At 65.7% G+C, this 26,018-nt stretch carries 21 protein-coding genes; 17 read left to right on the forward strand and 4 right to left on the reverse strand.

All coding sequences use genetic code 11. The features are described 5' to 3' along the window. The first annotated feature begins 5 nt into the window (after positions 1–5). From mraY to lpxC, 10 genes are all read left to right on the forward strand, one after another. Entirely contained in the window at positions 6–1,088 is a 1,083-nt protein-coding gene (gene mraY, locus NKF27_RS07815) for a phospho-N-acetylmuramoyl-pentapeptide-transferase (protein ID WP_108132663.1), read from the forward strand. Between the two features lie 7 nt (positions 1,089–1,095). Then, positions 1,096–2,511, forward strand: a complete 1,416-nt coding sequence (gene murD / locus NKF27_RS07820) for a UDP-N-acetylmuramoyl-L-alanine--D-glutamate ligase (RefSeq protein WP_253555977.1) — start codon at positions 1,096–1,098, stop codon at positions 2,509–2,511. Further along, a complete protein-coding gene (gene ftsW / locus NKF27_RS07825) occupies positions 2,508–3,752 on the forward strand; it encodes a putative lipid II flippase FtsW (RefSeq protein ID WP_045993378.1) in 1,245 nt (414 codons plus the stop codon). Before murD ends, ftsW begins: the two co-directional genes overlap by 4 nt. A 29-nt stretch (positions 3,753–3,781) precedes the next feature. After that, complete coding sequence (murG, locus tag NKF27_RS07830; protein WP_253556430.1) at positions 3,782–4,834, forward strand: undecaprenyldiphospho-muramoylpentapeptide beta-N-acetylglucosaminyltransferase; 1,053 nt, start codon at positions 3,782–3,784, stop codon at positions 4,832–4,834. Positions 4,835–4,898: 64 nt separating this feature from the next. Beyond that, positions 4,899–6,311 carry a UDP-N-acetylmuramate--L-alanine ligase gene (gene murC / locus NKF27_RS07835; RefSeq protein WP_045993379.1) on the forward strand — a complete coding sequence of 471 codons (1,413 nt, stop codon included), beginning with the start codon at positions 4,899–4,901 and terminating at the stop codon, positions 6,309–6,311. Beyond that, positions 6,308–7,234, forward strand: coding sequence for a D-alanine--D-alanine ligase (locus NKF27_RS07840; RefSeq protein ID WP_253555978.1), 927 nt, complete (start codon positions 6,308–6,310; stop codon positions 7,232–7,234). The genes murC and NKF27_RS07840 overlap by 4 nt, the downstream gene beginning before the upstream one ends. Before the next feature lies 1 nt (position 7,235). Further along, entirely contained in the window at positions 7,236–7,961 is a 726-nt protein-coding gene (locus tag NKF27_RS07845; RefSeq protein WP_108132665.1) for a cell division protein FtsQ/DivIB, read from the forward strand. 230 nt (positions 7,962–8,191) lie between these two features. Then, complete coding sequence (gene ftsA / locus NKF27_RS07850; RefSeq protein ID WP_045993382.1) at positions 8,192–9,481, forward strand: cell division protein FtsA; 1,290 nt, start codon at positions 8,192–8,194, stop codon at positions 9,479–9,481. 34 nt (positions 9,482–9,515) lie between these two features. Further along, entirely contained in the window at positions 9,516–10,703 is a 1,188-nt protein-coding gene (gene ftsZ / locus NKF27_RS07855) for a cell division protein FtsZ (protein ID WP_045993383.1), read from the forward strand. Between the two features lie 126 nt (positions 10,704–10,829). After that, positions 10,830–11,741 (forward strand): UDP-3-O-acyl-N-acetylglucosamine deacetylase, encoded by a 912-nt coding sequence (lpxC, locus tag NKF27_RS07860; protein ID WP_045993384.1) that lies wholly within the window; start codon positions 10,830–10,832, stop codon positions 11,739–11,741. A gap of 277 nt (positions 11,742–12,018) precedes the next feature. Here lpxC and NKF27_RS07865 read toward each other — a convergent pair whose 3' ends face one another. Next, positions 12,019–12,495 carry a DUF721 domain-containing protein gene (locus NKF27_RS07865; RefSeq protein ID WP_253555979.1) on the reverse strand — a complete coding sequence of 159 codons (477 nt, stop codon included), beginning with the start codon at positions 12,493–12,495 and terminating at the stop codon, positions 12,019–12,021. Between the two features lie 163 nt (positions 12,496–12,658). Between NKF27_RS07865 and NKF27_RS07870 the strand changes: the two genes are divergently transcribed. The 4 genes from NKF27_RS07870 to NKF27_RS07885 all read left to right on the forward strand — a co-directional run bounded on the left by NKF27_RS07870 (position 12,659) and on the right by NKF27_RS07885 (position 18,291). Next, positions 12,659–13,003, forward strand: a complete 345-nt coding sequence (locus tag NKF27_RS07870; protein ID WP_108132666.1) for a hypothetical protein — start codon at positions 12,659–12,661, stop codon at positions 13,001–13,003. A gap of 70 nt (positions 13,004–13,073) precedes the next feature. After that, positions 13,074–15,815 (forward strand): preprotein translocase subunit SecA, encoded by a 2,742-nt coding sequence (secA, locus tag NKF27_RS07875; protein ID WP_108132667.1) that lies wholly within the window; start codon positions 13,074–13,076, stop codon positions 15,813–15,815. Between the two features lie 76 nt (positions 15,816–15,891). After that, a complete protein-coding gene (gene argJ, locus NKF27_RS07880) occupies positions 15,892–17,109 on the forward strand; it encodes a bifunctional glutamate N-acetyltransferase/amino-acid acetyltransferase ArgJ (RefSeq protein WP_108132668.1) in 1,218 nt (405 codons plus the stop codon). Between the two features lie 234 nt (positions 17,110–17,343). Then, positions 17,344–18,291: a Nudix family hydrolase gene (locus NKF27_RS07885; protein WP_045993389.1), complete on the forward strand. Its 948-nt coding sequence runs from the start codon at positions 17,344–17,346 to the stop codon at positions 18,289–18,291. A 210-nt stretch (positions 18,292–18,501) separates the two neighbouring features. Here NKF27_RS07885 and NKF27_RS07890 read toward each other — a convergent pair whose 3' ends face one another. Both NKF27_RS07890 and NKF27_RS07895 read right to left on the reverse strand, forming a co-directional pair. Then, entirely contained in the window at positions 18,502–19,404 is a 903-nt protein-coding gene (locus NKF27_RS07890) for a carbon-nitrogen hydrolase (RefSeq protein ID WP_108132669.1), read from the reverse strand. Further along, a complete protein-coding gene (locus NKF27_RS07895) occupies positions 19,401–20,477 on the reverse strand; it encodes an agmatine deiminase family protein (protein ID WP_253555980.1) in 1,077 nt (358 codons plus the stop codon). Before NKF27_RS07895 ends, NKF27_RS07890 begins: the two co-directional genes overlap by 4 nt. Positions 20,478–20,619: 142 nt before the next feature. Between NKF27_RS07895 and NKF27_RS07900 the strand changes: the two genes are divergently transcribed. Together NKF27_RS07900 and NKF27_RS07905 are read left to right on the forward strand one after the other, a co-directional pair. Continuing rightward, positions 20,620–21,861, forward strand: coding sequence for a lipoprotein-releasing ABC transporter permease subunit (locus NKF27_RS07900; RefSeq protein ID WP_045993392.1), 1,242 nt, complete (start codon positions 20,620–20,622; stop codon positions 21,859–21,861). Further along, positions 21,854–22,585 (forward strand): ABC transporter ATP-binding protein, encoded by a 732-nt coding sequence (locus tag NKF27_RS07905; RefSeq protein ID WP_045993393.1) that lies wholly within the window; start codon positions 21,854–21,856, stop codon positions 22,583–22,585. Before NKF27_RS07900 ends, NKF27_RS07905 begins: the two co-directional genes overlap by 8 nt. Positions 22,586–22,768: 183 nt before the next feature. Here the strand turns inward: NKF27_RS07905 and NKF27_RS07910 are convergent, their stop codons facing one another. Next, positions 22,769–23,302, reverse strand: a complete 534-nt coding sequence (locus NKF27_RS07910; protein ID WP_045993394.1) for a DUF2062 domain-containing protein — start codon at positions 23,300–23,302, stop codon at positions 22,769–22,771. A 152-nt stretch (positions 23,303–23,454) separates the two neighbouring features. Between NKF27_RS07910 and NKF27_RS07915 the strand changes: the two genes are divergently transcribed. Beyond that, positions 23,455–25,896 (forward strand): DNA internalization-related competence protein ComEC/Rec2, encoded by a 2,442-nt coding sequence (locus tag NKF27_RS07915; protein ID WP_253555981.1) that lies wholly within the window; start codon positions 23,455–23,457, stop codon positions 25,894–25,896. Positions 25,897–26,018 lie beyond the last annotated feature (122 nt).

Below are 26,018 nucleotides of genomic sequence, written 5' to 3' on the forward strand. Positions count from 1 at the left end.
GATACATGTTGCTTTTCCTGGCTGAATTGTTGGCGAACTATCAAAGCGCCTTCAACGTCTTTGGATACCTCACCCTGAGGATGATTCTGGCGACCATCACCGCGCTGGTGCTGTGTCTTTGGTTTGGCCCCCTGATGATCCGCCGTCTGGTGGAGCGTCAGATCGGCCAGGCGGTGCGCGACGACGGTCCCCAGTCCCACCTGTCCAAGGCCGGTACGCCGACCATGGGCGGCGCCATGATCCTGATGGCCATGGCCGTCAGTACCCTGCTGTGGGGCGATCTGACCAACCATTATGTGTGGGTGGTGCTGGTCGTCACCCTGGGCTTCGGCGCCATCGGCTGGGTCGACGACTATCGCAAGGTAGTGGAAAAGAACCCGCGCGGACTGCCGGCTCGCTGGAAGTACTTCTGGCAGTCGGTGATCGGCCTGGGGGCTGCCGTGGTGCTCTACCTGACCGCGGCCTCGCCGGTGGAAACCAGCCTGATCCTGCCGCTGCTCAAGGACTTCGTGCTGCCCCTGGGTGGCTTCTACATCCTGCTGACCTACCTGGTGATCGTCGGCTCCTCCAACGCAGTCAACCTGACCGACGGCCTCGACGGCCTGGCGATCATGCCTACGGTGATGGTCGCCATGGGCCTTGGCGTCTTCGCCTACGCCAGCGGCAACGCGGTATTCTCCGAGTACCTGCAGATTCCGATGATCCCCGGTGCCGGCGAGCTGGCGGTATTCTGCGCCACCATTTCCGGCGCCGGACTCGGCTTTCTGTGGTTCAACACCTATCCCGCCCAGGTGTTCATGGGTGACGTCGGCGCCCTGGCGCTGGGTGCGGCCCTGGGCGTGGTCGCGGTGATCGTGCGCCAGGAAGTGGTGCTGTTCATCATGGGTGGCGTCTTCGTCATGGAGACCATCTCGGTGATCCTGCAGGTCGGCTCCTACAAGCTGACCGGTCGTCGTATCTTCCGCATGGCGCCGCTGCATCACCACTTCGAGCTCAAGGGCTGGCCCGAGCCTCGCGTGATCGTGCGCTTCTGGATCATCACCGTGGTGCTGGTCCTGCTGGGTCTGGCCACCCTCAAGATCCGCTGAGGTGGCCATGGACGCCAGTCAGGATGTGCGACTGCCGCAACGCCATGTCGTGCCCGCCCACCTGAGCGTGGTGGTAGGGCTCGGCCTGTCGGGGATGGCGATCTGTCGCCATCTCAAGCGTGAAGGCCGCGATTTCATGGTGGTGGACACCCGCGAGGCACCGCCGGGACTCGACGTCTTCCTGGCGGACTTTCCAGGGGTGCCGGTGCGCCTGGGGCCGCTCGATGGATTGGTGCTGGACGACGCGCGGGAGGTGATCCTGAGCCCCGGCATCGACCCCCATCAGGCGTGCTTCGAGACGCCGGCCAGGCACATCGATCCGGACACCGGCGAGCCCCGTCTGGTGGGTGAGATCGCGCTGTTCCGGCGGGCCTGTCGCGCGCCGCTGGCGGCCATCACCGGTGCCAACGCCAAGTCCACCGTGACCACCCTGGTCGGCGAGATGGCTCGCGAGGCGGGGCGGCGGGTGGCCGTGGGGGGTAACCTCGGTACCCCGGCGCTGGACCTGCTGGTGCAGGAACCCGAGGCGGATCTCTTTGTGCTGGAGCTGTCCAGCTTTCAGCTCGAGACGACCCCGTGTCTGGGGGCCGACAGTGCCGCCTTCCTTAACCTCAGCGAGGACCACCTCGATCGCCACGGCGACATGGCCGGCTATCGCCGCGCCAAGCTCGCGATCTTTCGTGGTGCCAGGCACGCGGTGGTCAACGCCGAGGACCCCCTGACCTGGCCGGACGAGGCGTTGCCTGCACTGTCGCGCTTTGGCGTGACGGCGCCGCAATCCGGCGACGACTGGGGCGTGGTGGAGCACCAGGGCGAGCCCTGGTTCTTCCACGCGGACCAACCGCTGTTGCCGGTGGCTCGCATGCGCCAGAGCGGCCGTCACCACCAGGCCAATGCGCTGGCCGCCCTGGCCATGGGCCAGCGGCTGGGCTTTCCGCTGGAGGCCATGGCCCGGGTGCTCGAACGTTTCAGCGGGCTTGCCCACCGCAGCGAGTGGCTCGCCACCATCGACGACGTCGACTGGATCAACGACTCCAAGGGCACTAATGTGGGCGCGACCCTGGCCGCCATCGCCGGTCTCGGCCCGACCCTGGATGGGCGTCTGGTACTGCTGGCCGGCGGTGTCGGCAAGGGTGCCGATTTCTCGCCGCTGGCCGCCCCCCTGTCGCGCTACGCCCGTGAGGTGGTGCTGTTCGGCCGCGACGCCGAGGCGATGGCCCAGGCCCTGAAGGGCGCGGTCGCCATCACCCGCGTCGACGATCTGGACACCGCCATGTGTCGCGCACGGGAGGTGGCCAGGCCCGGTGATGCGGTGCTGCTGTCACCGGCCTGCGCCAGTCTCGATCAGTTCGTCAACTATCAGGCCAGGGGAGACGCCTTTCGCGCCTGGGTGCAGGATCTTTCCAGCGGAGCCAAGCCATGAGCCGTCTCGCCCGATCTCGCCAGCGCCTCGGTGCCCTGCGCGAGCGTCTTTCCACCCGCGACCATGCCTTCGATGGCTGGCTGGTGGTGGCTACTCTGTCGCTTCTGCTGATCGGCTGGGTGATGGTGACGTCGGCCTCCACCGAGGTGGCGTCGAGCCTGACCGGCAACGCCTGGTACTTCAGTATTCGCCACGGCATCTTCGTGCTGGGCGGGTTGACCGTGGGGTGCCTGGCGCTGCGCGTCCCCCTGGCCTGGTGGAAGGCCAATGGCCCGCTGCTGCTGGTGGTGGGACTGGTGCTGCTGTTGCTGGTGCTGCTGGTGGGGCGCGAGGTCAACGGCAGCCGCCGCTGGCTGTCAATCCCCGGGGTGCCCTTCAATCTACAGGCCTCGGAGGTCGCCAAGCTCTGCTTGATCGCTTACATGGCGGGCTATCTGGAACGCTTTCTGCCACAGGTCAGGCGTCAGTGGGGGGCCTTTCTGCGCCCGTTGGTAGTGGTTGGAGTGGTGGCCGTGCTGCTGATACTCGAGCCCGACTACGGCGGTGTGGTGGTCATGACCAGCTGCGTCATGGGCATGTTGCTGATGGCCGGGGCGCCCTGGGGGCGCTTTCTGCTGTTGTTCGTGCTGGTGGGAACCCTGGGTGCCATCCTGGCGGTGGCCGAACCTTACCGCATGGCGAGACTGACAAGTTTCATCGATCCCTGGGCGGACCAGTTCGCCAGCGGTTACCAGCTGACCCAGGCGCTGATCGCCTTCGGTCGCGGCCACTTGATCGGCATGGGCCTCGGCAACAGCGTACAGAAGCTGTTCTACCTGCCGGAGGCCCACACCGACTTCGTCTTTGCGGTGCTTGCCGAAGAGCTCGGCATGGTCGGCGCGATCGCCGTGGTCGGCCTGTTCGCACTGCTGGTGTGGCGGGCCATGGCGGTTGGGCGTCGGGCCGAGCTTGCGAGGCTACCGTTTGCCGCCTACCTGAGCTATGGCATCGCCCTGGTGATCGGCGCCCAGGCCTTTATCAACATCGCGGTGAGTACCGGCATGTTGCCGACCAAGGGCTTGACCCTGCCGCTGTTGTCCTACGGTGGGTCGAGCCTGGTGGTGAGCTGTATCATGGTGGCGTTGTTGCTGCGGGTGGACATCGAGACGCGCGAGCGCCAGCGTCGGCAGTCGCCGGCGGCGCGGCGTGACCAGGCCCGCGAAGCGCCCAGGAGAACCAAGGCTGCAGGAGTGAAGCCGTGAGTGACACACAGGGAAGGCGAGCGCTGATCATGGCCGGCGGCACCGGGGGGCACGTCATCCCGGCGCTGTCGCTGGCCAGGGGATTGCAGCAGCAGGGCGTCGAGGTGGCGTGGCTGGGTAGTCCCAGAGGTATCGAGAATCGCCTGGTGCCCGAGGCCGGCATAGTGCTTCACCAGATCGCCATCAGTGGCCTGAGGGGCAACGGTCTGGCGGGCTGGCTCAAGGCGCCGGTGCGCCTTGGACGCGCCGTGTGCCAGGCGCGAAGCGTGATTCGCGAGTTCGACCCACAGCTGGTGGTCGGGCTCGGAGGCTTTGCCAGCGGCCCCGGGGGGCTTGCCGCCCGACTGTGCGGCAGACCGCTGGTCATCCACGAGCAGAACGCCGTGGCCGGGCTGACCAATCGTGCACTGTCGCGCCTGGCCAAGCGAGTCTACGCCGCCTTCCCCCAGGCCTTCGGTGGCCGCGCCGAGGTCGTCGGCAATCCGGTCAGGGATGATATAGCCGCCCTCGGCGAGTGTGCACGCGTGGCCGACCAGATGCGCGGACGACGCCTGCGGCTGCTGGTGGTCGGCGGCTCCCTGGGGGCGCTGGCGCTTAACCAGCAGATGCCCAGAGCGCTGGCCGAGCTACCCCCCGAGTCGCGTCCCGAGGTGCGCCACCAGGCCGGTAGAGACAAGGACCAGGCGACCCGCGAGGGCTATCAGGCTGCCGGCGTTGACGCCGAGGTCAGCGACTTTATCGCAGATATGGCCGACGCCTACGATTGGGCGGATCTGGTGGTCTGTCGCTCCGGCGCGCTGACCGTGGCGGAACTGGCGGCGGCGGCCAAACCGGCGCTGTTCGTACCCTTTCCCCACGCCGTGGATGATCATCAGACGGCCAACGCCCAGGCGCTGGTCGGTGCCGGTGCCGCGGCGCTTATTCAGCAGCGTGACATGAATCCGACGTCCCTGGCCGAGCGCCTGGGGACCTTGCTTGAGCCCGACACCCTGGCGGCCATGGCGAGCAAGGCAAGGGCCGAGGCCCACCTTGACGCTGTGGAACGGCTGGTGGCGGGCTGTATGGAGACAGGTTTTGAGTAATTCGACCCAAGGGCCGGTCCCCGGCCAACTGAGCTCATCCGCTGCCACCAGGCCCGGTCTCGGCATGCGGCGCATTCGTCGTATCCACTTCGTCGGCATCGGCGGCGCCGGCATGTGCGGCATCGCCGAGGTGCTGGCCAATCAGGGCTACCAGGTCAGCGGCAGCGATCTGCGTCATTCGTCGGTGGTGGCGCGACTCGAACAGTGCGGCGCCCAGGTGTTCATCGGACACGCTGCCGAGCACGCCGCCGGTGCCGATGTGGTGGTGGTATCCACCGCCGTGGACGCGGACAACCCGGAGCTTGTGTGGGCCCACGAGCATCGCGTGCCGGTGGTACGTCGCGCCGAGATGCTGGCCGAGCTGATGCGCTTCCGTCACGGCATCGCCGTGGCCGGGACCCACGGCAAGACCACCACCACCAGCCTGACCGCCACTCTTCTGGGTGAGGGCGGGCTGGACCCGACCTTCGTCATCGGCGGCAAGCTGACCAGCGCCGGCACCAACGCCCAGCTGGGGCAGGGCGACTACCTGGTGGCCGAGGCGGACGAGTCCGATGCCTCCTTTCTGCACCTGCAGCCGATGGTCAGCATCGTCACCAATATCGATGCCGACCATATGAGCACCTATGGTGGCGACTTCGAGCGTCTCAAGCACACCTTCATCGAGTTTCTGCATAACCTGCCGTTCTACGGTCTGGCGATACTCTGCATCGATGACGACAACGTGCGTGGCCTGCTCGACCGCATCAATCGCCAGTTCGTCACCTACGGCTTCTCCGACGACGCCGACTACCGCATCGAGAACTTCACCCAGAGTGCCGGCGAAGTCCGTTTTACAGCAGTGCGGCCCGGCAACCTCGAGGATCTCGATGTCAGTCTGGCCATGCCGGGCCGTCACAATGCGCTCAATGCGCTGGCGGCGATCGCCGTGGCCAGCGACGCCGGGGTCGACGCCGAGGCGATTCTGCGGGGACTCGCGAGCTTTGCCGGGGTTGGCCGTCGCTTCCAGGTACACGGTCACTTCGCCGCGCCGAACGGTGAAGGTGAGGTGATGCTGGTGGACGACTATGGTCACCACCCCCGCGAGGTGGAGATGGTCATCAAGGCGGTGCGCGATGGCTGGTCCGAGCGCCGGCTGGTGATGGTCTACCAGCCCCACCGCTACTCACGCACGCGCGATCTCTACGAGGACTTCGTCAGGGTGCTGTCTGGCGTCGATACGCTGGTACTGCTCGACGTCTACAGTGCCGGCGAAGCCGCGCTGCCCGGCGCCGATGGTCGCAGCCTGGCGGGTTCGATCCGTCAGCGTGGCGAAGTCGATCCGATCTTCGCCCAGGACAAGGCGGAATTGCCGGCGCTGCTGGCCAAGGTGCTCAGACCCGGCGATATCCTGATTACTCAGGGCGCCGGTGACGTGGGTGGCATCTCCCAGCGTCTGGCGGATGCCCAGCTTCAGTTCGACGAGGTGATCCTGTGACACGACAAGTACAGTCCTACGGCCATGTGGTGGTCATCTACGGTGGCCATAGCGCCGAACGAGAAGTGTCGCTGAACAGCGGTGCCGCCGTGCTGGCGGCGTGTCAGCGCCAGGGCCTTGAAGTGACAGGCTATGACCTTGCCGAGGGCGGCGTCGCCGGGCTGCAGGCGCTGAACCCCGATCTGGTGTTCATTGCCTTGCACGGCAGGGGAGGGGAGGACGGCTGTCTGCAGGGGGCCCTTGAGCTGGCGGGAATCCCCTATACCGGCAGCGGTGTGCTGGCCTCGGCGCTGGGCATGGACAAGCTCAGGACCAAGGCGCTGTGGCAGACCCTGGGTCTGCCGACGCCCGAGAGCGTGCTGCTGTCGCCCGAAGCCGACTGGAACGAGGTGGCCGACCGACTGGGTCTGCCGCTGGTGGTCAAGCCGGTCCATGAGGGTTCGACCATCGGCATCAGCATCGTCAACAGCCGTGATGAACTCGAAACCGCCTATCGTGAGGCCGCCACCTTCGATACTCGGGTGATGGCCGAGCGTTTTGTGTCGGGAGACGAATTTACCTTGTCGGTACTTGGCGACAGCGCGCTGCCGGCCATTCGCGTCGAGGTGCCCAGCGGCTTCTACGACTACGAGGCCAAGTACCTGTCCAACGAGACGCTTTACTACCTGCCCTGTGGTCTGGATGCCGAGCAGGAGACCGCGCTGGGCGAGCTGTGCCTGGCGGCGTTCGAGGCGGTGGGCTGTCAGGGCTGGGGCCGCGTCGATGTGATGCGCGACGCTGAAGGTCGGTTCTGGCTGCTCGAGGTCAATACCGTGCCCGGCATGACAGATCACAGTCTGGTGCCCCAGGCGGCGGCCCATGCAGGCATCGACTTCGACGAGCTGGTCCTGCGTATCCTCGATACCGCCAGGGAGCGCGGCTGAGATGGCCAGGCGCGGCACCTGGCTTGGCGTCGTGCTGCTGGCTGCCCTGGTGGGCGCCGGTGGCAAGGCGCTGTGGTTGTGGCTGGATCGGCCCATCGAGCGAGTGTCCATCGGTGGTGAGTTGCACCACGTGGACGCCAGCTACCTCAAGGGCCAGCTGGCGCCGCTGGTCAGGGGCCGGACCTGGCTGTCGGTGGACCTGGAGGCGCTGCGTGAGCAGGCATTGCAGGTGGGCTGGCTCAAGGAGGTGCGCATTCGTCGCGAGTGGCCCAATGCACTGACCTTCGAGCTCGAGGAGCAGCGCCCGGTGGCGCGCTGGAACGACGATCAACTGCTCAACGGCGATGGCGAGCCCTTTGTCTTTGCCCCGGTGGAGCCGCCCATGGGACTGCCGGATATGGCGGGACCCGGTGGCGCCGGTCCCGAGGTGCTGGCCTACTTCGATGACCTGGGGCAGCGGCTGGACAAGATGGGGCTCGGGATCGACCAGCTACGTCTGGAAGCCCGCGGCGCCTGGCGCTTTCAGCTGGACAGCGGCGTCTGGATCATGCTCGGCCGTGGAGATCTGGACGCCCGCCTCGGGCGCCTCGAGGCGGCCTGGCGGCGTGAACTGGGTGAGGTCGCGTCGCACATTCGCTACATCGATCTGCGCTACCCCAACGGCGTCGCCGTGGCCTGGCATGGCGAGACGGAGCCGGTCGATGATGAGGCCGCGACTCGCGGTTAACGAAAAGACGGCATGGATCAGACGCGAGAACGGAATTATATGGCGACACTTTTCCGGCCATCGGCAAAGTTTTCTCGGTTTCTTTTGTTTAAATGTGTCCGTATCGTGGAATGAATGTACGCCCCGGGCTGGTCGAACAAGCGCTATTGTTCCTATAATCGTCCCAGGTTTTTTTATAACAGAGGCAGGTTCCGAGGTAACGGAATCCGTTCAAGGAGATTTCCCGGCTCATGGCAGGTCCATCCAACGTGTCCAATATGGTAGTCGGGCTGGATATCGGAACATCCAAGGTCGTCGCGATCGTGGGGCAACCCACCGACGATGGTGGTATCGAAATTGCCGGTATCGGCTCTCATCCCTCCCGTGGCATGAAGAAGGGAGTGGTGATCAATATCGAATCCACGGTCCAGTCGATTCAGCGTGCGGTTGAAGAAGCTGAGTTGATGGCCGGTTGCGACATACATTCGGTTTACGTGGGCATTGCCGGCAGTCATATCAGTTCCATGAATTCCGACGGGGTCGTGGCGATCAAGGAGCGCGAAGTTGCGCCTTCCGATATCGAGCGAGTGATCGACTCGGCGCGGGCCAGGGCCATTTCCGAAGGGCAGCGGGTGCTGCACGTTTTGCCCCAGGAGTTCGCCATCGACACCCAGGGCGGTATCCGTGAGCCGCTGGGCATGTCGGGTGTGCGTCTGGAGGCACGAGTTCATCTGGTGACCGCCGCGCTCAACGCGGTACAGAACATCGAGAAGTGCGTGCGTCGCTGTGGGCTCGACGTCGACGCCATCATCCTCGAGCAGTTGGCTTCCAGTCATGCCGTGCTGACCGAGGATGAGCGTGAACTGGGCGTCTGCATGGTCGACATCGGTGGGGGCACTACCGATATCGCGGTATTCACCGAGGGCGCCATCCGCCACACTGCGGTGATACCCATCGCCGGTGACCAGGTCACCAACGATATCGCCATGGCGCTGCGTACCCCGGCTCAGTATGCCGAGGAGATCAAGGTCAAGTACGCCTGTGCGCTGACCCAGCTGGCTTCCAGCGACGAAATGATCAAGGTACCGAGTGTCGGCGACCGTCCCGCCAGAGACCTGTCTCGACAGTCGCTGGCCGAAGTGGTCGAGCCGCGTTACGAGGAATTGTTCACCCTGGTGCGCGACGAACTGCGCCGCAGCGGCTTTGAGGATCTGGTCGCCGCAGGGGTGGTGTTGACCGGTGGCACATCACGCATGGAAGGTGTGGTGGAGCTTGCCGAAGAGATATTTCACATGCCGGTCAGGGTCGCTTGTCCGCAGAATGTGAGGGGCCTGGCTGACGTGGTGCGAAATCCGATTTATTCGACGGGTGTCGGTTTGTTACATTACGCTCTACATGAGGCCCGTCAGGGTCGTGTCCACCAGGGGCAGGGTGGCACCATCTCGTCGCAATCGAGACGCGAGGACGTCTCCCGGCGTGGACCAGAGGAAAGGACTCCGGCGCTGGAAAAGATCAAAGGCTGGTTCAAAGGAAATTTCTGAAAGGGCCGCACAAGCGGCTCAGGAGACGGGGCAAATGTTCGAAGTCGTAGATAGCGCGCCCTCAAGCAGCGCGGTCATAAAGGTCATCGGCGTCGGTGGCGGCGGCGGCAATGCCGTCAATCACATGGTCGAGAGCAGCATCGAAGGGGTGGAGTTCATCTGCGCCAATACCGATGCCCAGGCGCTCAAGCGCGTCTCCGCCAAGACCGTGTTGCAGCTCGGCAGCGAGATCACCAAGGGGCTTGGCGCCGGTGCCAACCCCGAAGTGGGTCGTCAGGCCGCGATGGAAGATCGTGAGCGGATCGCCGAGTTGCTCGGTGGCGCCGACATGGTCTTCATCACCGCCGGCATGGGTGGTGGTACCGGCACCGGCGGGGCACCGGTGGTCGCCCAGGTCGCCAAGGAGCTGGGCATCCTGACCGTCGCGGTGGTCACCCGCCCGTTCCCCTTCGAAGGCCCCAAGCGCATGCGCGCAGCGGAAGAGGGCATGAAGGAGCTGTCCGAGCATGTCGACTCGCTGATCACCATTCCCAACGAGAAGCTTCTGTCCGTGCTTGGCAAGAGCGCGACACTGCTGACCGCCTTCAGCGCCGCCAATGACGTCCTGCTGGGTGCCGTACAGGGTATCGCCGAGCTGATCACCAGCCCGGGCATCATCAACGTCGACTTCGCCGACGTGCGCACCGTGATGTCAGAGATGGGCATGGCGATGATGGGCACCGGTGGTGCCACCGGCGAAAATCGCGCACGCGAGGCCGCCGAGAAGGCGATCCGCAGCCCGCTGCTCGAGGATATCGATCTGCACGGCGCTCGCGGCATCCTGGTCAACATCACCGCTGGGCCGGATCTGTCGATCGGTGAGTTCAACGACGTCGGCGCCACGGTGCAGGAGTTCGCCTCCCAGGACGCCACCATCGTCGTGGGTACCTCCATCGACATGGACATGACCGACGAACTGCGGGTCACCGTGGTCGCGGCGGGTCTCGACAATCAGGTGTCACGCCAGCAGAAGCCGGCGGCGCAGCAGCAGGTTCGTCGTCCCGAGGCGCGTCAGCGTCCTCAGCAGAGTGCGATCAATCGCGCCCAGGGCGGTGCCGGTGTTGCCGCAGCGAGCAAGCCAGAGGCGCAGGAATCACCGCGTCCGCAGGCCGAGAAGCGCAAGTCTCAGGAGTTGGACGATTATCTCGATATTCCCGCCTTCCTGCGGCGTCAGGCGGACTGATCGAGAGCAGAGTGCGCGAGATTTCCGGGGTGCAGGGATCGAAAGGCGATGTTTTTTTGTTGAAACGTCCGTTTGGTGTTATAGTGAACGGTGTTTGATAACCAACGACTGCCTGGCGACTGCACAATGATCAGACAACGTACCCTCAAGAATGTCATCCGCGCCACGGGCGTGGGACTGCACTCCGGCAAGAAGGTCTACCTGACGCTTCGCCCCGCGCCGGTGGACACGGGCATTGTGTTCGTGCGCACCGACCTCGAGCCGGAGGTCCGCATTCCCGCCCAGGCGTTGAATGTGACCGACACCACTCTCTGCACCGCCCTGTCTCAGAATGGTGAGAAGGTCGCGACCGTGGAGCACCTGATGTCCGCCTTCGCGGGTCTCGGCATCGACAATGCCTACGTCGATGTGAGCGCGCCCGAAGTGCCGATCATGGACGGCAGCGCCGGACCCTTCGTGTTCCTGATCCAGTCCGCCGGGATCCAGGAGCAGAGCGCGGCCAAGAAGTTCATCCGCATCAAGCGTGAGATCAAGGTCAGCGAAGGCGACAAGGAAGCCGTCTTCCTGCCTCATCAGGGCTTCAAGGTCTCCTTTGCCATCGACTTCGATCACCCGGTGTTCGAGGACCAGAAGCAGACCGCCATGGTCGACTTCTCCACGACGTCCTTCGTCAAGGAGGTGTCTCGCGCGCGGACCTTCGGCTTCATGCGTGATCTCGAGTACCTGCGCTCGAACAACCTGGCGCTTGGTGGCAGCCTCGACAATGCCATCGTGGTGGATGACTACCGCATCGTGAACGATGGTGGTCTGCGCTACGACGACGAGTTCGTCAAGCACAAGGTGCTGGACGCCATCGGTGACCTTTACCAGCTCGGTCACAGCCTGATCGGCGAGTTCCGTGGCGTGAAGTCCGGCCATGCGCTGAACAACCAGCTGTGTCGTGCGCTCATTGAGCAGCCCGAGGCCTGGGAGATCGTGACCTACGAGAGCGAAGCCGAATCGGCGCCGATTTCCTACGCGGCACCGGCCATGGCGTGATGCAAGCCTCGGTGATGGCCAGGCCAAGGTTAGCCCCGCAGATCGCCAGTCTTCCGTAGCAACTTGTCTTCGGCCATCACTCGCTTGAACGCCGCCCCTCGGGGCGGCGTTCTGCTGTCTGGGGTTTCATGTTCGCCTCATGTTCACGTCATGTTCGGCGTCGCCAAGCGGCGCGGGCAGGGTCGGGAGGCCGCGGCGCTGCCTTGTGGGTACCCCCGTGAGTGGCCCCATGAGTGGCCCGGGGGCGGCGATTCATGCGCGGGGAGCGCCGATGGGGCTAGGCGTCGTCTTTCCCTGAAGGCGACTCGGCGTGGGCCGCCAGGCGCTCCAGGGCGCGCTTGAGTCGCGGATCCTCGACATCGGCGGCGCAGCTCGAGAGCTCGTCACCGGCCTGGGCGGGCAGGCGCCTTACCTGGCGCGGCGCAACCTTGGCCGGGCGCACTGGGCGTACCTTGAGGTGGAAGCCGGTCACCGCCTGGAACTCCGGCAACTGGTGCAGGCAGTCGAGCAGACGCGGCTGCTCGTAGCGCATACGGGTCAGCCAGGCTGCGCCGTCGGTGATCAGGGTCAGACGGCCGTCACGGAAGCCACCGACAAACAGGTGTTCCGCCAGGGTGGGCGAGAGTTCATTGCGCAGATGCTCCTGAGCGCGCTCGATCAGGCGCGCCATGCGCATCAGTCCGCCCAGTTCGCCGCGGCCCTGAAGAAGCCCTGTCATGGACTGGGCGCGGAACCGCTTAACCTTTATACTCATGTGCTTGTGTCTTGGGATGCCCCAGGATCAATGAATTTGTCGCTCGGCGGCGTTCGTCTGTGGAACGCAGGTGTCATGGCCGTTTGCATGATGGCCGCTCGAGTGATGGGCAGCCGGCATGGCGCCGGCCCGAGACTAGCACGCCAGGGAGTTCCCCGACAGCATGACTGCCATCGACCCACATCGCTGCTGCCCCCGCGAGGCTCGTGCCCGTCGGGTGGCCAGATGGTGGTTGGCAGGGCTGCTGGTGGGCTGCCTGCTGCCGGCGAGCCTGAGCGCCGCCGAATCTCCCCGAGCCACCGAGCGACTGGTGCAGATCTGCATCATGGCGCCGGCGGTCATCCGGGCCCATACCATGCTCAAGGCCTGCCGCCATCGGCTGGCCCGACATCCCCTCAAGACCCTGCCCAAACCATCGTCCCCGTCGGTGGCCTGGGCGGCGCCAATGCTGGTGCCGGTGGCCGCCCTCGACGTGGTGTCCCGCCGGGGTCCTCCTGACATCGCCTGAATTCGATGAAGCGTGACGGTCGCCAATGCCTGGCGGCCTCTTTTTCAGGTTCCAGATTTCAGGAAGTTTCATGATCAATTCTCTGCTGCGTAAAGTCGTCGGCTCCAAGAACGACCGCGACGTCAAGCGCATGTCCCGCCAGGTTCGCGCCGTCAATGAGCTCGAGCCGAGCCTCGAAGCCCTCGACGACGCTGCGCTGGCCGCCCGCACCGCTGAGTTCCGTGAGCGTCTGGCGGCCGGTGAGTCGCTCGATGCCCTGTTGCCCGAAGCCTTTGCCACCGTGCGCGAGGCCAGCAAGCGGGTGATGGGCATGCGTCACTTCGACGTACAGCTGATCGGCGGCATGACCTTGAACCGCGGCCGGATCGCCGAGATGAAGACCGGTGAGGGCAAGACCCTGGTCGCGACCCTGGCGGTGTACCTCAACGCCTTGCCCGGCAAGGGCGTGCACGTGGTCACGGTCAACGACTACCTGGCCCGGCGTGACGCCAACTGGATGCGCCCCCTGTACGAGTTTCTCGGCCTGTCGGTAGGCGTGATCTACTCCGGCCAGACCTCCGAGGAGAAGCGTGACTCCTACGCCTGCGACATTACCTACGGCACCAACAACGAGTTCGGCTTCGACTACCTGCGCGACAACATGGCGTTTTCGCTGGAAGACAAGGTTCAGCGGGAACTGCACTTTGCCATCGTCGACGAGGTGGACTCCATCCTTATCGATGAGGCGCGCACGCCGCTGATCATCTCCGGTGCGGTGGACGAGAACACCGAGCTGTACAAGGTGGTGGATCGGCTCGCCAGGGAGCTCACGCCCTGCAGCGACGAGGAAGATCCCGAAAGCGGCGACTTTACCCTCGACGAGAAGCAGAAGCAGGTCGAGGTGACCGAGCGCGGTCACCACAAGGTCGAGGAGCTGATGCGCGCCCAGGGGCTGCTCGGCGAAGACGACTCGCTCTACGCCGCCCAGAACCTCAACCTGTTGCAGCATATGCACTCGGCGCTGCGTGCGCGCCACCTGTACCACCCTGACGTCGACTACATCGTCAGCGAGGGACAGGTGGTCATCGTCGACGAACACACCGGGCGTACCATGCCGGGCCGTCGCTGGTCCGAGGGCCTGCACCAGGCGGTGGAAGCCAAGGAGGGTGTGACCGTCCAGCGCGAGAGCCAGACCCTGGCCTCCACCACCTTCCAGAACTACTTCCGCCTGTACGAGAAGCTGTCCGGGATGACCGGTACCGCCGATACCGAGGCCTTCGAATTCCGTCAGATCTACGGGCTCGATGTGGTGGTCATCCCCACCAACAGGCCGCTGGCGCGCAAGGACATGAACGACCTCGTCTACCTCAGCGCCGAAGAGAAGTTCGAGGCGATCATCGAGGACGTCAAGGTCCAGGTCGAGGCCGGCCGTCCGGTGCTGGTGGGTACCGCGTCCATCGAGACGTCCGAATACCTGGCCGAGTTGATGCGCAAGTCCGGCATCGACTTCAACGTGCTCAACGCCAAGCAGCACCAGCGCGAGGCCGAGGTCATCGCCCAGGCCGGGCGCCCAGGTGCGGTGACCATCGCGACCAACATGGCCGGTCGTGGTACCGATATCGTGCTCGGCGGCAACTGGGAGGCCGAAGCGGCCAAGCTGGAGAACGCCAGCGACGCCGAGAGAGAGGCATTGAAGGAGGCCTGGCGCGAGCGCCACGAGGCGGTGCTGGCCGCTGGTGGCCTGCACGTCATCGGCTCCGAGCGCCATGAGTCACGGCGCATCGACAATCAGCTGCGTGGTCGTAGTGGCCGCCAGGGCGATCCGGGCTCGACCCGCTTCTTCCTGTCGCTGGAAGACAACCTGATGCGTCTGTTCGGTTCCGAACGGGTGCAGAAGCTGATGCAGGCGCTGGGCCTGGAGCGGGGCGAGGCCATCGAGCACAAGATGGTGTCCAACGCCGTCGAGCGTGCCCAGAAGAAGGTCGAGGGTCGCAACTTCGATATCCGCAAGCAGCTGCTCGAGTACGATGACGTGGCCAACGATCAGCGTCGCGTGATCTACGAGCAGCGCAACGAGATCCTGGCCGCCAGCGACGTCTCCGACAACGTCATGGGCATTCGTGAAGAGGTGCTGGACGAGGCCATCAGTGCCTACGTGCCACCCCAGAGCCTGCCCGAGCAGTGGGATCTGGCGGGGCTCGAGGCTCACCTCAAGAGCGAGTACCAGTTGGACGCGCCGGTGGTGCAGTGGGCCGAGGAGGACGAGCGCTTCCACGAGGAGCAGCTGCGTGAGCGACTGCAGACCCAGCATCGCGAGACCTATCAGGCCAAGGTCGCCATCGCCGGCGAGGAGCTGATGCGGCGCTTCGAGAAGCAGGTCATGCTGCAGGTGCTGGACACCCGCTGGAAGGAACACCTGCAGTCCATGGACCATCTGCGTCGTGGTATCCATCTGCGTGGCTACGCTCAGAAGAATCCGAAGCAGGAGTACAAGCGCGAATCCTTCGAGCTGTTCCAGAACCTGCTGACCAATATCAAGGCCGACGTCACCCGTATCCTCAGTCACGTGCAGGTGCGTGCCCCCGAGGAGGTGGACGCCCTGGAGCGTCAGCGTCGCGAGGCCCTGGCCCGTGAGAGCGCCCAGGCGGCCAGTCGCCACGACGCACCTGCCGCGACGGACGCCGAGATGGCCGACGAGGGCGGCGAGCGTCACGTCAACGAGGTTGCCGATCAGCGCCCGGTGCGTCGAGACGCCCCCAAGGTTGGCCGCAATGATCCCTGCCCCTGCGGCTCCGGCAAGAAGTACAAGCAGTGCTGCGGCAAGCTCAGCTGAGCAAGCCTCGCAACCCATGACGACGGCGACCCCGGGCTTCAAGGCCTGGGGTCGTCTTTGACGCAAGGAGAAAACAATGGCAGTCGGTGACAGCATTTTTCCGGCAATGGGGCCGATCCCCGGGGTTCGCCTGGGCAGTGCCATGGCGGGCATCAAGAAGCCGGGCCGGCGTGATCTGGTGGTGATCGAGGTGGCCCCGGGCGCCAGGGTGTCCGGCACCTTTACCCGCAACGCCTTCTGCGCGGCGCCGGTCCATGTGGCCCGCCAGCATCTGGCCGCGGGCGACGCGGTACGCTACCTGGTCATCAATACCGGCAATGCCAACGCCGGCACCGGCGAGATCGGCATGCGCGACGCCCACGCCACCTGTCAGGCGCTGGCCGAACTCGCCGAGGTGTCGGCCGACCAGGTGCTGCCGTTCTCCACCGGCGTGATCGGCGAACCGCTGCCGATGGAGCAACTTCTCGGTGGCCTGCCAGAGGCGCTCGACCAGCTCGACGACGGTGGCGACGCCTGGGCTCTGGCGGCCGAAGGCATCCTCACCACCGACACCCGGACCAAGGGCGCGACCCGCCAGGTGACGCTCAAGCAGGGCACTGTCACCCTCAATGGCATCGCCAAGGGGTCGGGCATGATCCGTCCCGACATGGCCACCATGCTGGGTTTTGTCGCCACCGACGCGGCGATCGAGTCCGAGCGTCTTGATGCCCTGCTCAGGGAGGGCGTCAAGCGCTCGTTCAACAGCATCACCGTGGACTCCGATACCTCGACCAACGACGCCTGCATGCTGATCGCCACCGGCCAGGGCGCAGCACTCGCCGATGACGATGACGAGCGGATATTTCGTCAGGCCCTCGATGAGGTGCTGGTGGAGTTGGCCCAGGCGATCATTCGCGACGGCGAGGGTGCGACCAAGTTCGTCACCCTGAATGTCAGCGGTGCCCTGAGCGTCGAGGAGGCGCGCGAGGTGGCCTTTACGGTGGCCCATTCGCCGCTGGTAAAGACCGCGTTGTACGCCAGTGACGCCAATTGGGGGCGTATCCTCGCTGCGGTGGGGCGTGCCCGGGTCGAGGACTTCGATGTCGATCGGGTGACCATTGATCTGGGCGATGTGCGCCTGGTCGAGAACGGTGGGCGTGCAGAGGGCTACAGTGAGGACGCCGGCAGTGCGGTGATGGCGGCAGAAGAGATCACCATTGCCATCGATCTGGGGCGTGGTGACGCTGCCGCGCGGGTGTGGACCTCCGACCTGTCCCACGACTATGTATCGATCAACGCCGACTACCGCAGTTGATTCCGCATGGGTTCGTCGGCGGCAGATGAATCTCGGCCGGTGAATCGGTATCCTGTGTCGTCTTTTTTGCCTGTCCGGCGGGTAGCGGTGGAGCCGATCCATCGGCGATGCATCAGCGGCAGATGAATCTCGGCGAGCGAATCGGTATCCTATGCCGACTTTTATCGCCCTCCCGACTGAAAACTGGTGCGGGCGTGGCCCGCGAACCGAAGCTGGTATTGTTGAATGAACACTATGGTGAAGAGAAGGGTGCACGTGGCGGCGGCCGCCATCATCAGCCCGAACGGTGACGAAGTGCTGCTGGCCCGGCGTCCTTCCAATGTGGACCACGGCGGCCTTTGGGAGTTTCCCGGTGGCAAGCTGGCGCCCTACGAGACCGGGCTTGAGGCGCTCAAGCGCGAGCTGCACGAAGAACTCGGCATCGAGATTCGTCGCGCCCAACCGCTGATTCGCATCCACCACGAGTACTCCGACAAGCACATTCTGCTCGACGTCTGGCAGGTCAAGGACTTCTCCGGTGAGCCCTTCGGTCGCGAAGGACAGGCGGTACGCTGGGTGCCCATGGGCGAGCTGATTGGCTATCCCTTCCCGGCCGCCAACCTGCCGATCCTGCGTGCGGTGATGCTGCCCTCGGAATACCTGATCAGTGACGAGGAAGCCGACGAGGACGCCTTTGACGCCAAGCTCGAGCGGGCCCTCGAGGAAGATGGCGTGCGTCTGGTTCAGCTGCGCGCCAAGACCCTCGACGAGGACGCCTACGTGGCCCGTGCGGAGCGTGCCCTGGCGCTGTGCCGTCGTTACGGTGCCAAGCTGATGCTCAACGGTGAACCGGAGCTGCTCGAGCGGATCGATGCCGATGGTATCCATCTGACCAGCGAGCGGCTGATGGGCCTGGAGCGTCGCCCCATCGCCGAGGCCAAGTGGTTGGCGGCCTCGACCCACGACAAGGCCCAGCTCGACCAGGCCCACGCCATTGGCTGCGACTTCGTGACCCTGTCACCGCTGCGCACCACTCCGTCCCATCCGGAAGTGGCACCGATCGGCTGGCATGACTTCCAGCAACTGGTCGAACGCGCCGGCATGCCGGTCTACGCGCTGGGTGGCATGACGCGCCACGACGCCAGCCATGCCCGCGCCGTGGGGGCCCAGGGGATCGCCTCGATCCGCGACTTCTGGCGCTAAGGCGTTGGCGAAAAGGGCCAGCACCGGCCGCTAGCTACCAGATGCAAGAAACCCCGCCAGGGAGACCTGGCGGGGTTTCTTGCGTTCAGGGGCATGTCGTTCCATTGCCGCTTGGCTCTGTTCTCAAGCTCGAGGAGCGTCGGCGCTTTTCGTACAAGCCCTGGGCTTTATGCGAGAAGTCGACGAAGCCCGGCTCTTTGGCGGCAAGCCCTAGTCGCGGTAGCGGCGGGTCAGGTCCCCATAGGCATCGATGCGCCGGTCCCGCAGGTAGGGCCATATCCGCCGCACGTTTTCGCCATGGTCGAGATCCAGGGTCACCAGCAGGGTCTCGGGCTCGGTGCCGGCGTGGGCCAGCAGCTCCCCCTGGGGCCCGGCGACAAAGCTGCCGCCCCAGAAGTCGATGCCCTCGCTGACCTTCGAGTGATCCTCCTCGTGGCCCACCCGGTTGGCGACCAGCACCGGGACACCGTTGGCCACGGCGTGGCTGCGCTGGATCAGCGTCCAGGCGTCCTTCTGGCGCGTCTTCTCGGCGTCGTCGTCGCCCGGCGCCCAGCCGATGGCGGTGGGGTAGAGCAGCAGTTCGGCACCGGCCAGGGCCATCAGGCGCGCGGCCTCCGGGTACCACTGATCCCAGCACACCAGTACCCCGAGCCGGCCCACCGAGGTGTCGATGGGGGTGAACCCTTGTCCGAGAGAGGCGTCATGATCTCCGGGGGTGAAGTAGAACTTCTCGTAGAAGCCCGGGTCGTCGGGGATATGCATCTTGCGGTAGTGACCCACCGCGCCCTTGGCGCCGTCGTAGACCACTGCCGTGTTGTGATAGATGCCCGGCGCGCGGCGCTCGAACAGCGAGCCCATCAGCACGATGTCGAGCTCTGCGGCGAGTTCGGCCAGTCGTGTGCCGGTGGGCCCGTCCAGCGGCTCCGCCAGGTCGAACAGCGCCGGATCCTCGTACTGACAGAAGTAGTGGGTGGCGTGGAGTTCCTGCAGCATCACCAGTCTGGCACCGCGGCCTGCGAGATCGCGGATGCTCGCTTCACTGGCGTCGAGACTTCTGGCCTTGTCGGGCCAGGCGGGTTGCTGGACCAGGCCTACAGTCAATTGGCGCGTCATCGGCGGTCTCCTTCGGCGCTGGCGGTGGCGGTGGCGGCGGCGAGAGCCCCCTGGGGCCACTGCATGGTCAGGCAGTGCAGGCTGCCGTGTTGAACGATGGCGGCGCTGGCGTCCACCGGGATGACATCCCGGTCGGGGAAGGCCCCGGCCAGGGCGTCGAGCGCTGCCAGGTCGTGACGATCGCCGTAGACCGGCACCAGCACCGCCCCGTTGATGATCAGGAAGTTGGCGTAGGTGGCCGGCAGGCGGTGGCCATCCTCGGCGTCATGGCAGGCGCCAGGCCAGGGCAGCGGTACCAGGCGATAGGGCGAGCCGTCGGCGCGGGTCAGCGCCTTGAGTTCGCGCTCCATGGCGGCGAGCTCGGCGTAGTGCGCATCGCTCGGGTCGTCGCAGCGTACATAGGCGATGGTCTGGGGATCACAGAAGCGCGCCAGGGTATCGATATGACTGTCGGTGTCATCACCTTCGAGGTGGCCGTGTTGCAGCCACAGCACCCGTTGGATGCCCAGGGTCTCGGCCAGCCAGGTCTCGATATCGGCCCGCGACATCGAGGGGTTGCGGTTGGGATTGAGCAGACAGGCCTCGGTGGTCAGCAGCGTCCCTTCGCCATCGGTCTCCAGGGCGCCGCCCTCCATGATCACCGCGCTCTCGCTTGTCGCGCAGGCGATCAAGCCGGCATCCTTGAGCTGGCGGGTCAGGGTGTTGTCGCGATCGGCCGGAAACTTGCCGCCCCAGCCGTTGAAGCCGAGGTCATGGAAGGTAACGCCGTCGCCGTCGCCGTCACCGCTCGCCAGCGGGCCATGGTCCCGGGCCCAGGTGTCGTCGGCGTCGACCACGGTCAGGCGCAGACGCTCGGGTGGCGCGCCTCGGGCCACCAGGCGGCCTGACAGCGCCTCGCCGGTAGCGTGGTCGGGCACCCCGATGATCACGCTCTGATAACGACTGATGATCAGGGCGAGCTGCTCGAGCATCGCCTCGATGGCGGGCAGCGTCGGCGCCCAGTCGCTGTCGCGGCGGGGCCAGGTCAGCTGGACGGCATCCTGAGGGTGCCATTCGGGTAGCAGGCGGGGCATGGGTGATGTCCTGGGGCCAAGAAACGGCGAAATGTAGGCGGCTGTGACCGAAGATGCAAGGATCTCGCAATTCCTCTGCCGTGGCGATGCAGTCGCTCGCAAAAAACCGTACCATGACGGCCCGCCGACAAGGAACGAGTCCATGCTTGATCGATTGCCCTTTCTGATCGGGTTGCGTTATGTGCGAGCCAAGCGACGCAACCACTTCATTTCGTTCATCTCGCTGACCTCCATGCTGGGTCTTACCCTGGGCGTGGCGGTGCTGATCCTGGTGCTCTCGGTGATGAACGGCTTCGACCGGGAGCTGCGCCAGCGGGTGCTGGGCATGGTGCCCCACACCCAGATCGAACAGGCCGGCGGAATGACCGACTGGCAGCCCCTGGCCGAGCGCCTGACGCAGCGCGAACATGTCATCGGGGCGGCGCCCTATATCCAGCAGCAGGGCATGTTCTCGGTGGCCGGGCGCAATCAGGGCGCCATGGTCAACGGCATCGAGCCCGAGTGGGAGAGCCGGGTGTCGATCGTCGACGAGAACATGTCGCGTGGCTCGCTGGACGACCTCAAGGCAGGGGAGTGGCACATCGTGCTCGGCTCCATCCTCGCCAACAACCTCAACGTCGACGTGGGGGACAGCGTGACCCTGCTGGTGCCGGAGGCCTCGATCACCCCGGCAGGCGTCTTCCCCAGGCTCAAGCGCTTCACCGTCAGTGGCATCTTCAGTGTCGGTGCCGACCTGGACGCCAACCTGGCCTACGCCAACATCGAGGACATGCAGACCCTGGCGCGCATGGGTGACAGCATTGGCGGGCTGCGTCTGGAGCTCGACGATCTGTTCCTGGCCGGTCAGGAGACCCAGGCCATCGTCAATGAGCTGGGCGGTGGCTATCGCGGCTACGACTGGACCTTCACCCGGGGCAACCTGTTCCAGGCGATCCAGATGGAAAAGCGCATGATCGGCCTGCTGCTGACCGTGATCATCGCCGTGGCTGCCTTCAATATCGTCTCGACCCTGGTGATGGTGGTGACCGACAAGCACGCCGACATCGCCATCCTGCGGACCATCGGTGCCACCCCGGGTTCGATCATGGGCATCTTCATGGTGCAGGGTATCGCCATCGGGGTGATCGGTATCGTCATCGGGGTTGCGCTGGGTATTCTGCTGGCGCTGACGGTGTCCGATATCATTGCCTTCGTCGAGTCGACCCTGGGTATCCACTTCCTCGACGCGGGGGTCTACTTCATCAGTGACCTGCCGTCCCAGCTGATCTGGAGCGATGTCTATCAGATCGTGGGGGCCGCCTTCGTGCTGACGTTCCTGTCCACCCTGTATCCGGCCTGGCGCGCGGCGCGGGTCCAGCCTGCCGAGGTGCTGCGCTATGAATGATTCGGTAATCGCCAAGCCTGGTGTCGAGGCGTCGACCCCCGCCGGCAACGACCTGATGCTCGAGTGCCGCGAGTTATCCCGGGTCTACGATGAAGGTCCCGCCGACCTGGTGGTGCTCGACCAGCTCGAGCTCAAGGTGCACGCCGGCGAGCGAGTCGCGGTGGTCGGCAGTTCCGGGTCCGGCAAGACCACCCTGCTCAACCTGCTCGGTGGGCTCGACAGCCCCAGCGCCGGCGAAGTACGGGTGGCCGACACCGTACTTCACAAGATGGGCGACGCCGAGATCGGACGCTTCCGCAATCGCCACATCGGCTTCGTCTACCAGTTCCATCATCTGCTGGCGGAGTTCTCGGCGCTGGAGAACGTGGCGCTGCCGTTGATCATTCGCGGTAGCCGCAAGCGTGACGCCGAGGACAAGGCGCGTGCTCTGCTGGACAAGGTAGGGCTGGGCCCCAGGGCCGAGCACAAGCCCGGCGAGCTGTCCGGCGGTGAGCGCCAGCGTGCGGCGATCGCCAGGGCCTTGGTCACCGATCCCAGCCTGATGTTGATGGACGAGCCCACCGGCAACCTCGACAAGCACACCGCCGCCAGCATCCTGGCGCTGATGGATGAGCTTGCCGCCAGCGCTCGCTGCGCCTTCGTCATCGTCACCCATGACCCGGCCCTGGCCGCCCATCAGGACCGCGTGCTGAGACTCGACAACGGCAAGCTGCACGCCGAGTAGGTCTTTCGCAGCGTCCAGAAGAAGCCAGAAGAAGGCCCCGATGCAATCGCATCGGGGCCTTCTTTCGTGGGGATTGCTTGTCCGGGCTTTCTCGTCCCGGCTTTTTCGACCGGGCTTTCTCGGCAGACCAGCGGGAACGGCGCCGGGCCGAGCAGAGCCTGTGGCTGGGTCGATGCCGCTGGGTCAGTGCGGCTGGGTCCTGCGGCGTCGCCGGCGCGCGCGTGCCTTCCAGCTGCGTGCCACCTGCCAGCGCCACAGCAGGCGTATCACCAGGTTGGCCAGGCCTCCCACGGCGATCGCCGCCACCAGCGAGCCGATCAGCAGGGACGGCAGGATGTCCAGCAACTGGGACTGCAGCCAGTCGGTGGTCAGCCGGTGGGGCGCCTCCAGCGCCGGGCGTTGCATCAGCCAGGCGCCGAGACAGTAGTTGGCGTAGAAGATGATCGGCATCGTCAGCGGGTTGGTGATCCACACCAGAGCCACCGACAGCGGCAGATTGCAGCGTCCGACGCGGGCGCCGAGGGCGGCGACGACCATCTGACACGGGATCGGCAGCAGCGCGCTGAACAGGCCAACGCTGAAGGCGTTGGCCACGCTGCGGCGCGTCAGCACCCACAGGGCGGGGTCGGCGATCAGATGCGCCATGAAGCGTAGCGAGCGCTGCCGGCGCAGGGCGTCCGGCGAGGGCAGATAGCGCTTGAGTAGTCGACGCGGCATGGCGAATCAGCTCGAGGCTGCGGATGCGTGGCTATTATCCATACAAGCCGCCGCCCTTGCCATGACGTCGGCCAACGATGGGCATGCGCGACGCCGTCAACGGGCTGTCGGGCTCCAGGGCCCCAAGCCTCCAGGGCTCCAGAGAGAGGGCGATGGAATCTGACGAAGATTGGCAACGATCGATGCGTCGGCCGTCAGGCCGCCTCTGGCAAGGCACCTGTTCCCTCTCGCTGGCATGGGCGCTGGCCTTGGGCTGCGTCCTTGGAGGCGCGGGTCTGACACTGCCCGAGGCCGCCCTCGGCCTGAATCTGCTGACAGTGGCGGCACTGGTATCACTGGCCTTGCGCCGGACGGCGGCGATGCTGGTGTGTCTGGCCGGGCTGTGGGTGCTTGGCTGTTTGTTGCAGCAACAGGCGGCCAGCTTGCCCTCGGGGCTTGCCGGGGTACCGCTGACGGTCGAGGGGCGGGTGTTGGCAAGTCGCCAGAGCGATGGCCTGCAGCGTCTGACCATGAGGGTCGAGAGCTGCAGTCCCCTGGAAGCCGGACTGCCTGACTGCTCGGGACTCGAGCGGATAAGGGTCAGTCGCTATAGCACCATGGACGGCGAGGTCGGGACCGCGTCGGCAACAGCGCACACGATGATGGCTGTCGGAGAGCGCTGGCGGTTCGATGTACGACTGCGCCCACCTGGTGGCCTCACCAATCCCGGGCGCTTCGACTATCGCCGATGGCTGTGGCGGGAAGGCATCCACGCCACCGGATCAGTCATCGCACAACCGCCGCCGCAACGCTTGGCCGCCGCACCCCGGGACCCGCGTCGAGTGCTACTGCGACAGCTCGATGGCCAGCCGCTGCATGAGACGACGCAGCGCTGGCTGGCGGCCTTGACCCTGGGCCGTGGCGAGCGGCTCGAGGCCGACGACTGGGCGCTGCTCAACGCCACCGGGACGACCCATCTGGCGGTGGTGTCCGGGCTGCACGTGGGCCTGGTGGCAGCGCTGGCGCTGACCCTGTCGCGACTGGTGGCGCGTTTGATTCAGCCGGGGCGCTGGCGGCTGTTGCGTTGGCCGTGGCTGGCCGCCGCAACGGCCACCACCGGCTTTGTCTGGCTGGTCGGCGCCGAACCGCCGGCGCTGCGGGCTCTGGTGATGGTCCTTATCGCCCTTTGGGTGGCCGGGGGGCAGCATTCTCCTTCGCCATGGCAGGGCTGGGCACTGGCCTGGGCGGTGGTCGTGCTGTGGGATCCTCTGGCGCTGTGGCGCCCCGGGCTTTGGCTGTCCTTCGGTGCCGTGGCCCTGCTGATCCTGATGTGGCAGGGCAGGCAGGCGCCGTCCGGGCTCAAGGGTGCCTTGGCGGCGCTATTGCGTACCCAGCTGTTGCTGGCGCTACCCATGGCGGGTCTGGTGCTGCTGGCGATGGGTCAAGTGGCGCCGTTGGCCCCCTTGGCCAATCTGCTGGCGGTGCCCCTGGTGACGCTGGTGCTGGTGCCGCTGGGGATGCTGGGCTGGGTGCTGTCGACGGTGTCGTCTGAGGCGGCGATGGCGAGCTGGTGGCTGTTCGAAGCGGGCCTCGAGGTGATGCTGGCGTCGTTGCGGATGTTCGCCGAACTGTCACCCGGTCTGTCGCTGCGAGAAGGAGGGCGCTGGACACTCGGCATTCTGCTGCTGGGCCTGGGCGCGCTGCTGTTGCTGCCTGGCCTGGGTGCCGGGCTGCGATCAGCAAGCGTCCTGGCACTTGTTGCGGCCATGGCGATGATGCCGGCCTTCGGTGGCAGGCCCGGACCGGGCGAGGTGCGGCTGATGGTCTGGGACGTGGGGCAGGGGCTGATGGTGGAGCTGATCACCGCCCGTCATCGACTGCTGTACGACAGCGGTCCTCGCTTTCGCTCCGGCTTTACGCCGCTGGCGTCCATCTGGGCATCTCCGCAAGCCTTCGACGAGGTGGTGATCAGCCACGCCGACCAGGACCACGCAGGAGGACTCGCCAGCCTGGTGCGCGAGCATCGGGTGGCTCATTGGTGGTACCCCGAGGGCGAGACGCTGGCGCTGTCGGCGCACACGCCGCGACACCCTTGTCATGCCGGGGAGGGCTGGCGCTGGGATGGTGTCGATTTTACCTTTCTGTGGCCGCCTGCCGCGAGCGGCAGCGCAACGGCAAGCGACGTTGCCGGGCATGGCAGCAATGATCGCTCCTGCGTGCTGCTGGTGAGTACCGCCGGTGGCAGTGTGTTGCTTACCGGCGATGCGGGAAAACGCGTCGAGCGCTTCCTGATCCCGCGCTTGCCGCTGGCGCCTGCGGTTCTGGTGGTGGGGCATCATGGCAGCGCGGACAGCACCAGCGAGGCCCTGGTGGCGGCCAGGCCGCCCCGCCTGGCGGTGATTTCCCGCGGTGCCTACAATGGCTTCGGTCATCCTGCCGACCAGGTGGTGCGTCGCCTGCGACGCGCCGGCAGTTGCCTGATGGACACCGCTGTGGATGGGCGGGTGAACATCCTCCTGTCGCAGGTCGGGATAGCAGCGGCGCAGGGTATCCATTCCCGTCTGACCGGTGGCGGTGTCGAAGGCCCTTGCCATGGGGTAGAATCGCGGCACTGAATCTCACTGCCCTGTGTGTTGGCCGGCCAGGAGCGACGCCGCGTCCGCTGTCGGCGGCAGACGGCCGTGCGGGCCCGGGTGATCGCTACCCGGACCATCCGTGGCGGCCAGACAGGACCGAT

This window comes from Halomonas sp. DN3, from assembly GCF_024137905.1.
In the GTDB taxonomy this organism is placed as follows: Bacteria; Pseudomonadota; Gammaproteobacteria; order Pseudomonadales; family Halomonadaceae; genus Halomonas; species Halomonas litopenaei.

What these genes read in the sequence shown, in the direction of transcription:
- mraY (WP_108132663.1), top strand. Translation starts at nt 6, where the DNA reads ATGTTGCTTTTCCTGGCTGAATTGTTGGCGAACTATCAAAGCGCCTTC.
- murD (WP_253555977.1), top strand. Translation starts at nt 1,096, where the DNA reads ATGGACGCCAGTCAGGATGTGCGACTGCCGCAACGCCATGTCGTGCCC.
- ftsW (WP_045993378.1), top strand. Translation starts at nt 2,508, where the DNA reads ATGAGCCGTCTCGCCCGATCTCGCCAGCGCCTCGGTGCCCTGCGCGAG.
- murG (WP_253556430.1), top strand. Translation starts at nt 3,782, where the DNA reads ATGGCCGGCGGCACCGGGGGGCACGTCATCCCGGCGCTGTCGCTGGCC.
- murC (WP_045993379.1), top strand. Translation starts at nt 4,899, where the DNA reads ATGCGGCGCATTCGTCGTATCCACTTCGTCGGCATCGGCGGCGCCGGC.
- NKF27_RS07845 (WP_108132665.1), top strand. Translation starts at nt 7,236, where the DNA reads ATGGCCAGGCGCGGCACCTGGCTTGGCGTCGTGCTGCTGGCTGCCCTG.
- ftsA (WP_045993382.1), top strand. Translation starts at nt 8,192, where the DNA reads ATGGCAGGTCCATCCAACGTGTCCAATATGGTAGTCGGGCTGGATATC.
- ftsZ (WP_045993383.1), top strand. Translation starts at nt 9,516, where the DNA reads ATGTTCGAAGTCGTAGATAGCGCGCCCTCAAGCAGCGCGGTCATAAAG.
- lpxC (WP_045993384.1), top strand. Translation starts at nt 10,830, where the DNA reads ATGATCAGACAACGTACCCTCAAGAATGTCATCCGCGCCACGGGCGTG.
- NKF27_RS07865 (WP_253555979.1), bottom strand. Translation starts at nt 12,495, where the DNA reads ATGAGTATAAAGGTTAAGCGGTTCCGCGCCCAGTCCATGACAGGGCTT.
- NKF27_RS07870 (WP_108132666.1), top strand. Translation starts at nt 12,659, where the DNA reads ATGACTGCCATCGACCCACATCGCTGCTGCCCCCGCGAGGCTCGTGCC.
- secA (WP_108132667.1), top strand. Translation starts at nt 13,074, where the DNA reads ATGATCAATTCTCTGCTGCGTAAAGTCGTCGGCTCCAAGAACGACCGC.
- argJ (WP_108132668.1), top strand. Translation starts at nt 15,892, where the DNA reads ATGGCAGTCGGTGACAGCATTTTTCCGGCAATGGGGCCGATCCCCGGG.
- NKF27_RS07885 (WP_045993389.1), top strand. Translation starts at nt 17,344, where the DNA reads ATGGTGAAGAGAAGGGTGCACGTGGCGGCGGCCGCCATCATCAGCCCG.
- NKF27_RS07890 (WP_108132669.1), bottom strand. Translation starts at nt 19,404, where the DNA reads ATGACGCGCCAATTGACTGTAGGCCTGGTCCAGCAACCCGCCTGGCCC.
- NKF27_RS07895 (WP_253555980.1), bottom strand. Translation starts at nt 20,477, where the DNA reads ATGCCCCGCCTGCTACCCGAATGGCACCCTCAGGATGCCGTCCAGCTG.
- NKF27_RS07900 (WP_045993392.1), top strand. Translation starts at nt 20,620, where the DNA reads ATGCTTGATCGATTGCCCTTTCTGATCGGGTTGCGTTATGTGCGAGCC.
- NKF27_RS07905 (WP_045993393.1), top strand. Translation starts at nt 21,854, where the DNA reads ATGAATGATTCGGTAATCGCCAAGCCTGGTGTCGAGGCGTCGACCCCC.
- NKF27_RS07910 (WP_045993394.1), bottom strand. Translation starts at nt 23,302, where the DNA reads ATGCCGCGTCGACTACTCAAGCGCTATCTGCCCTCGCCGGACGCCCTG.
- NKF27_RS07915 (WP_253555981.1), top strand. Translation starts at nt 23,455, where the DNA reads ATGGAATCTGACGAAGATTGGCAACGATCGATGCGTCGGCCGTCAGGC.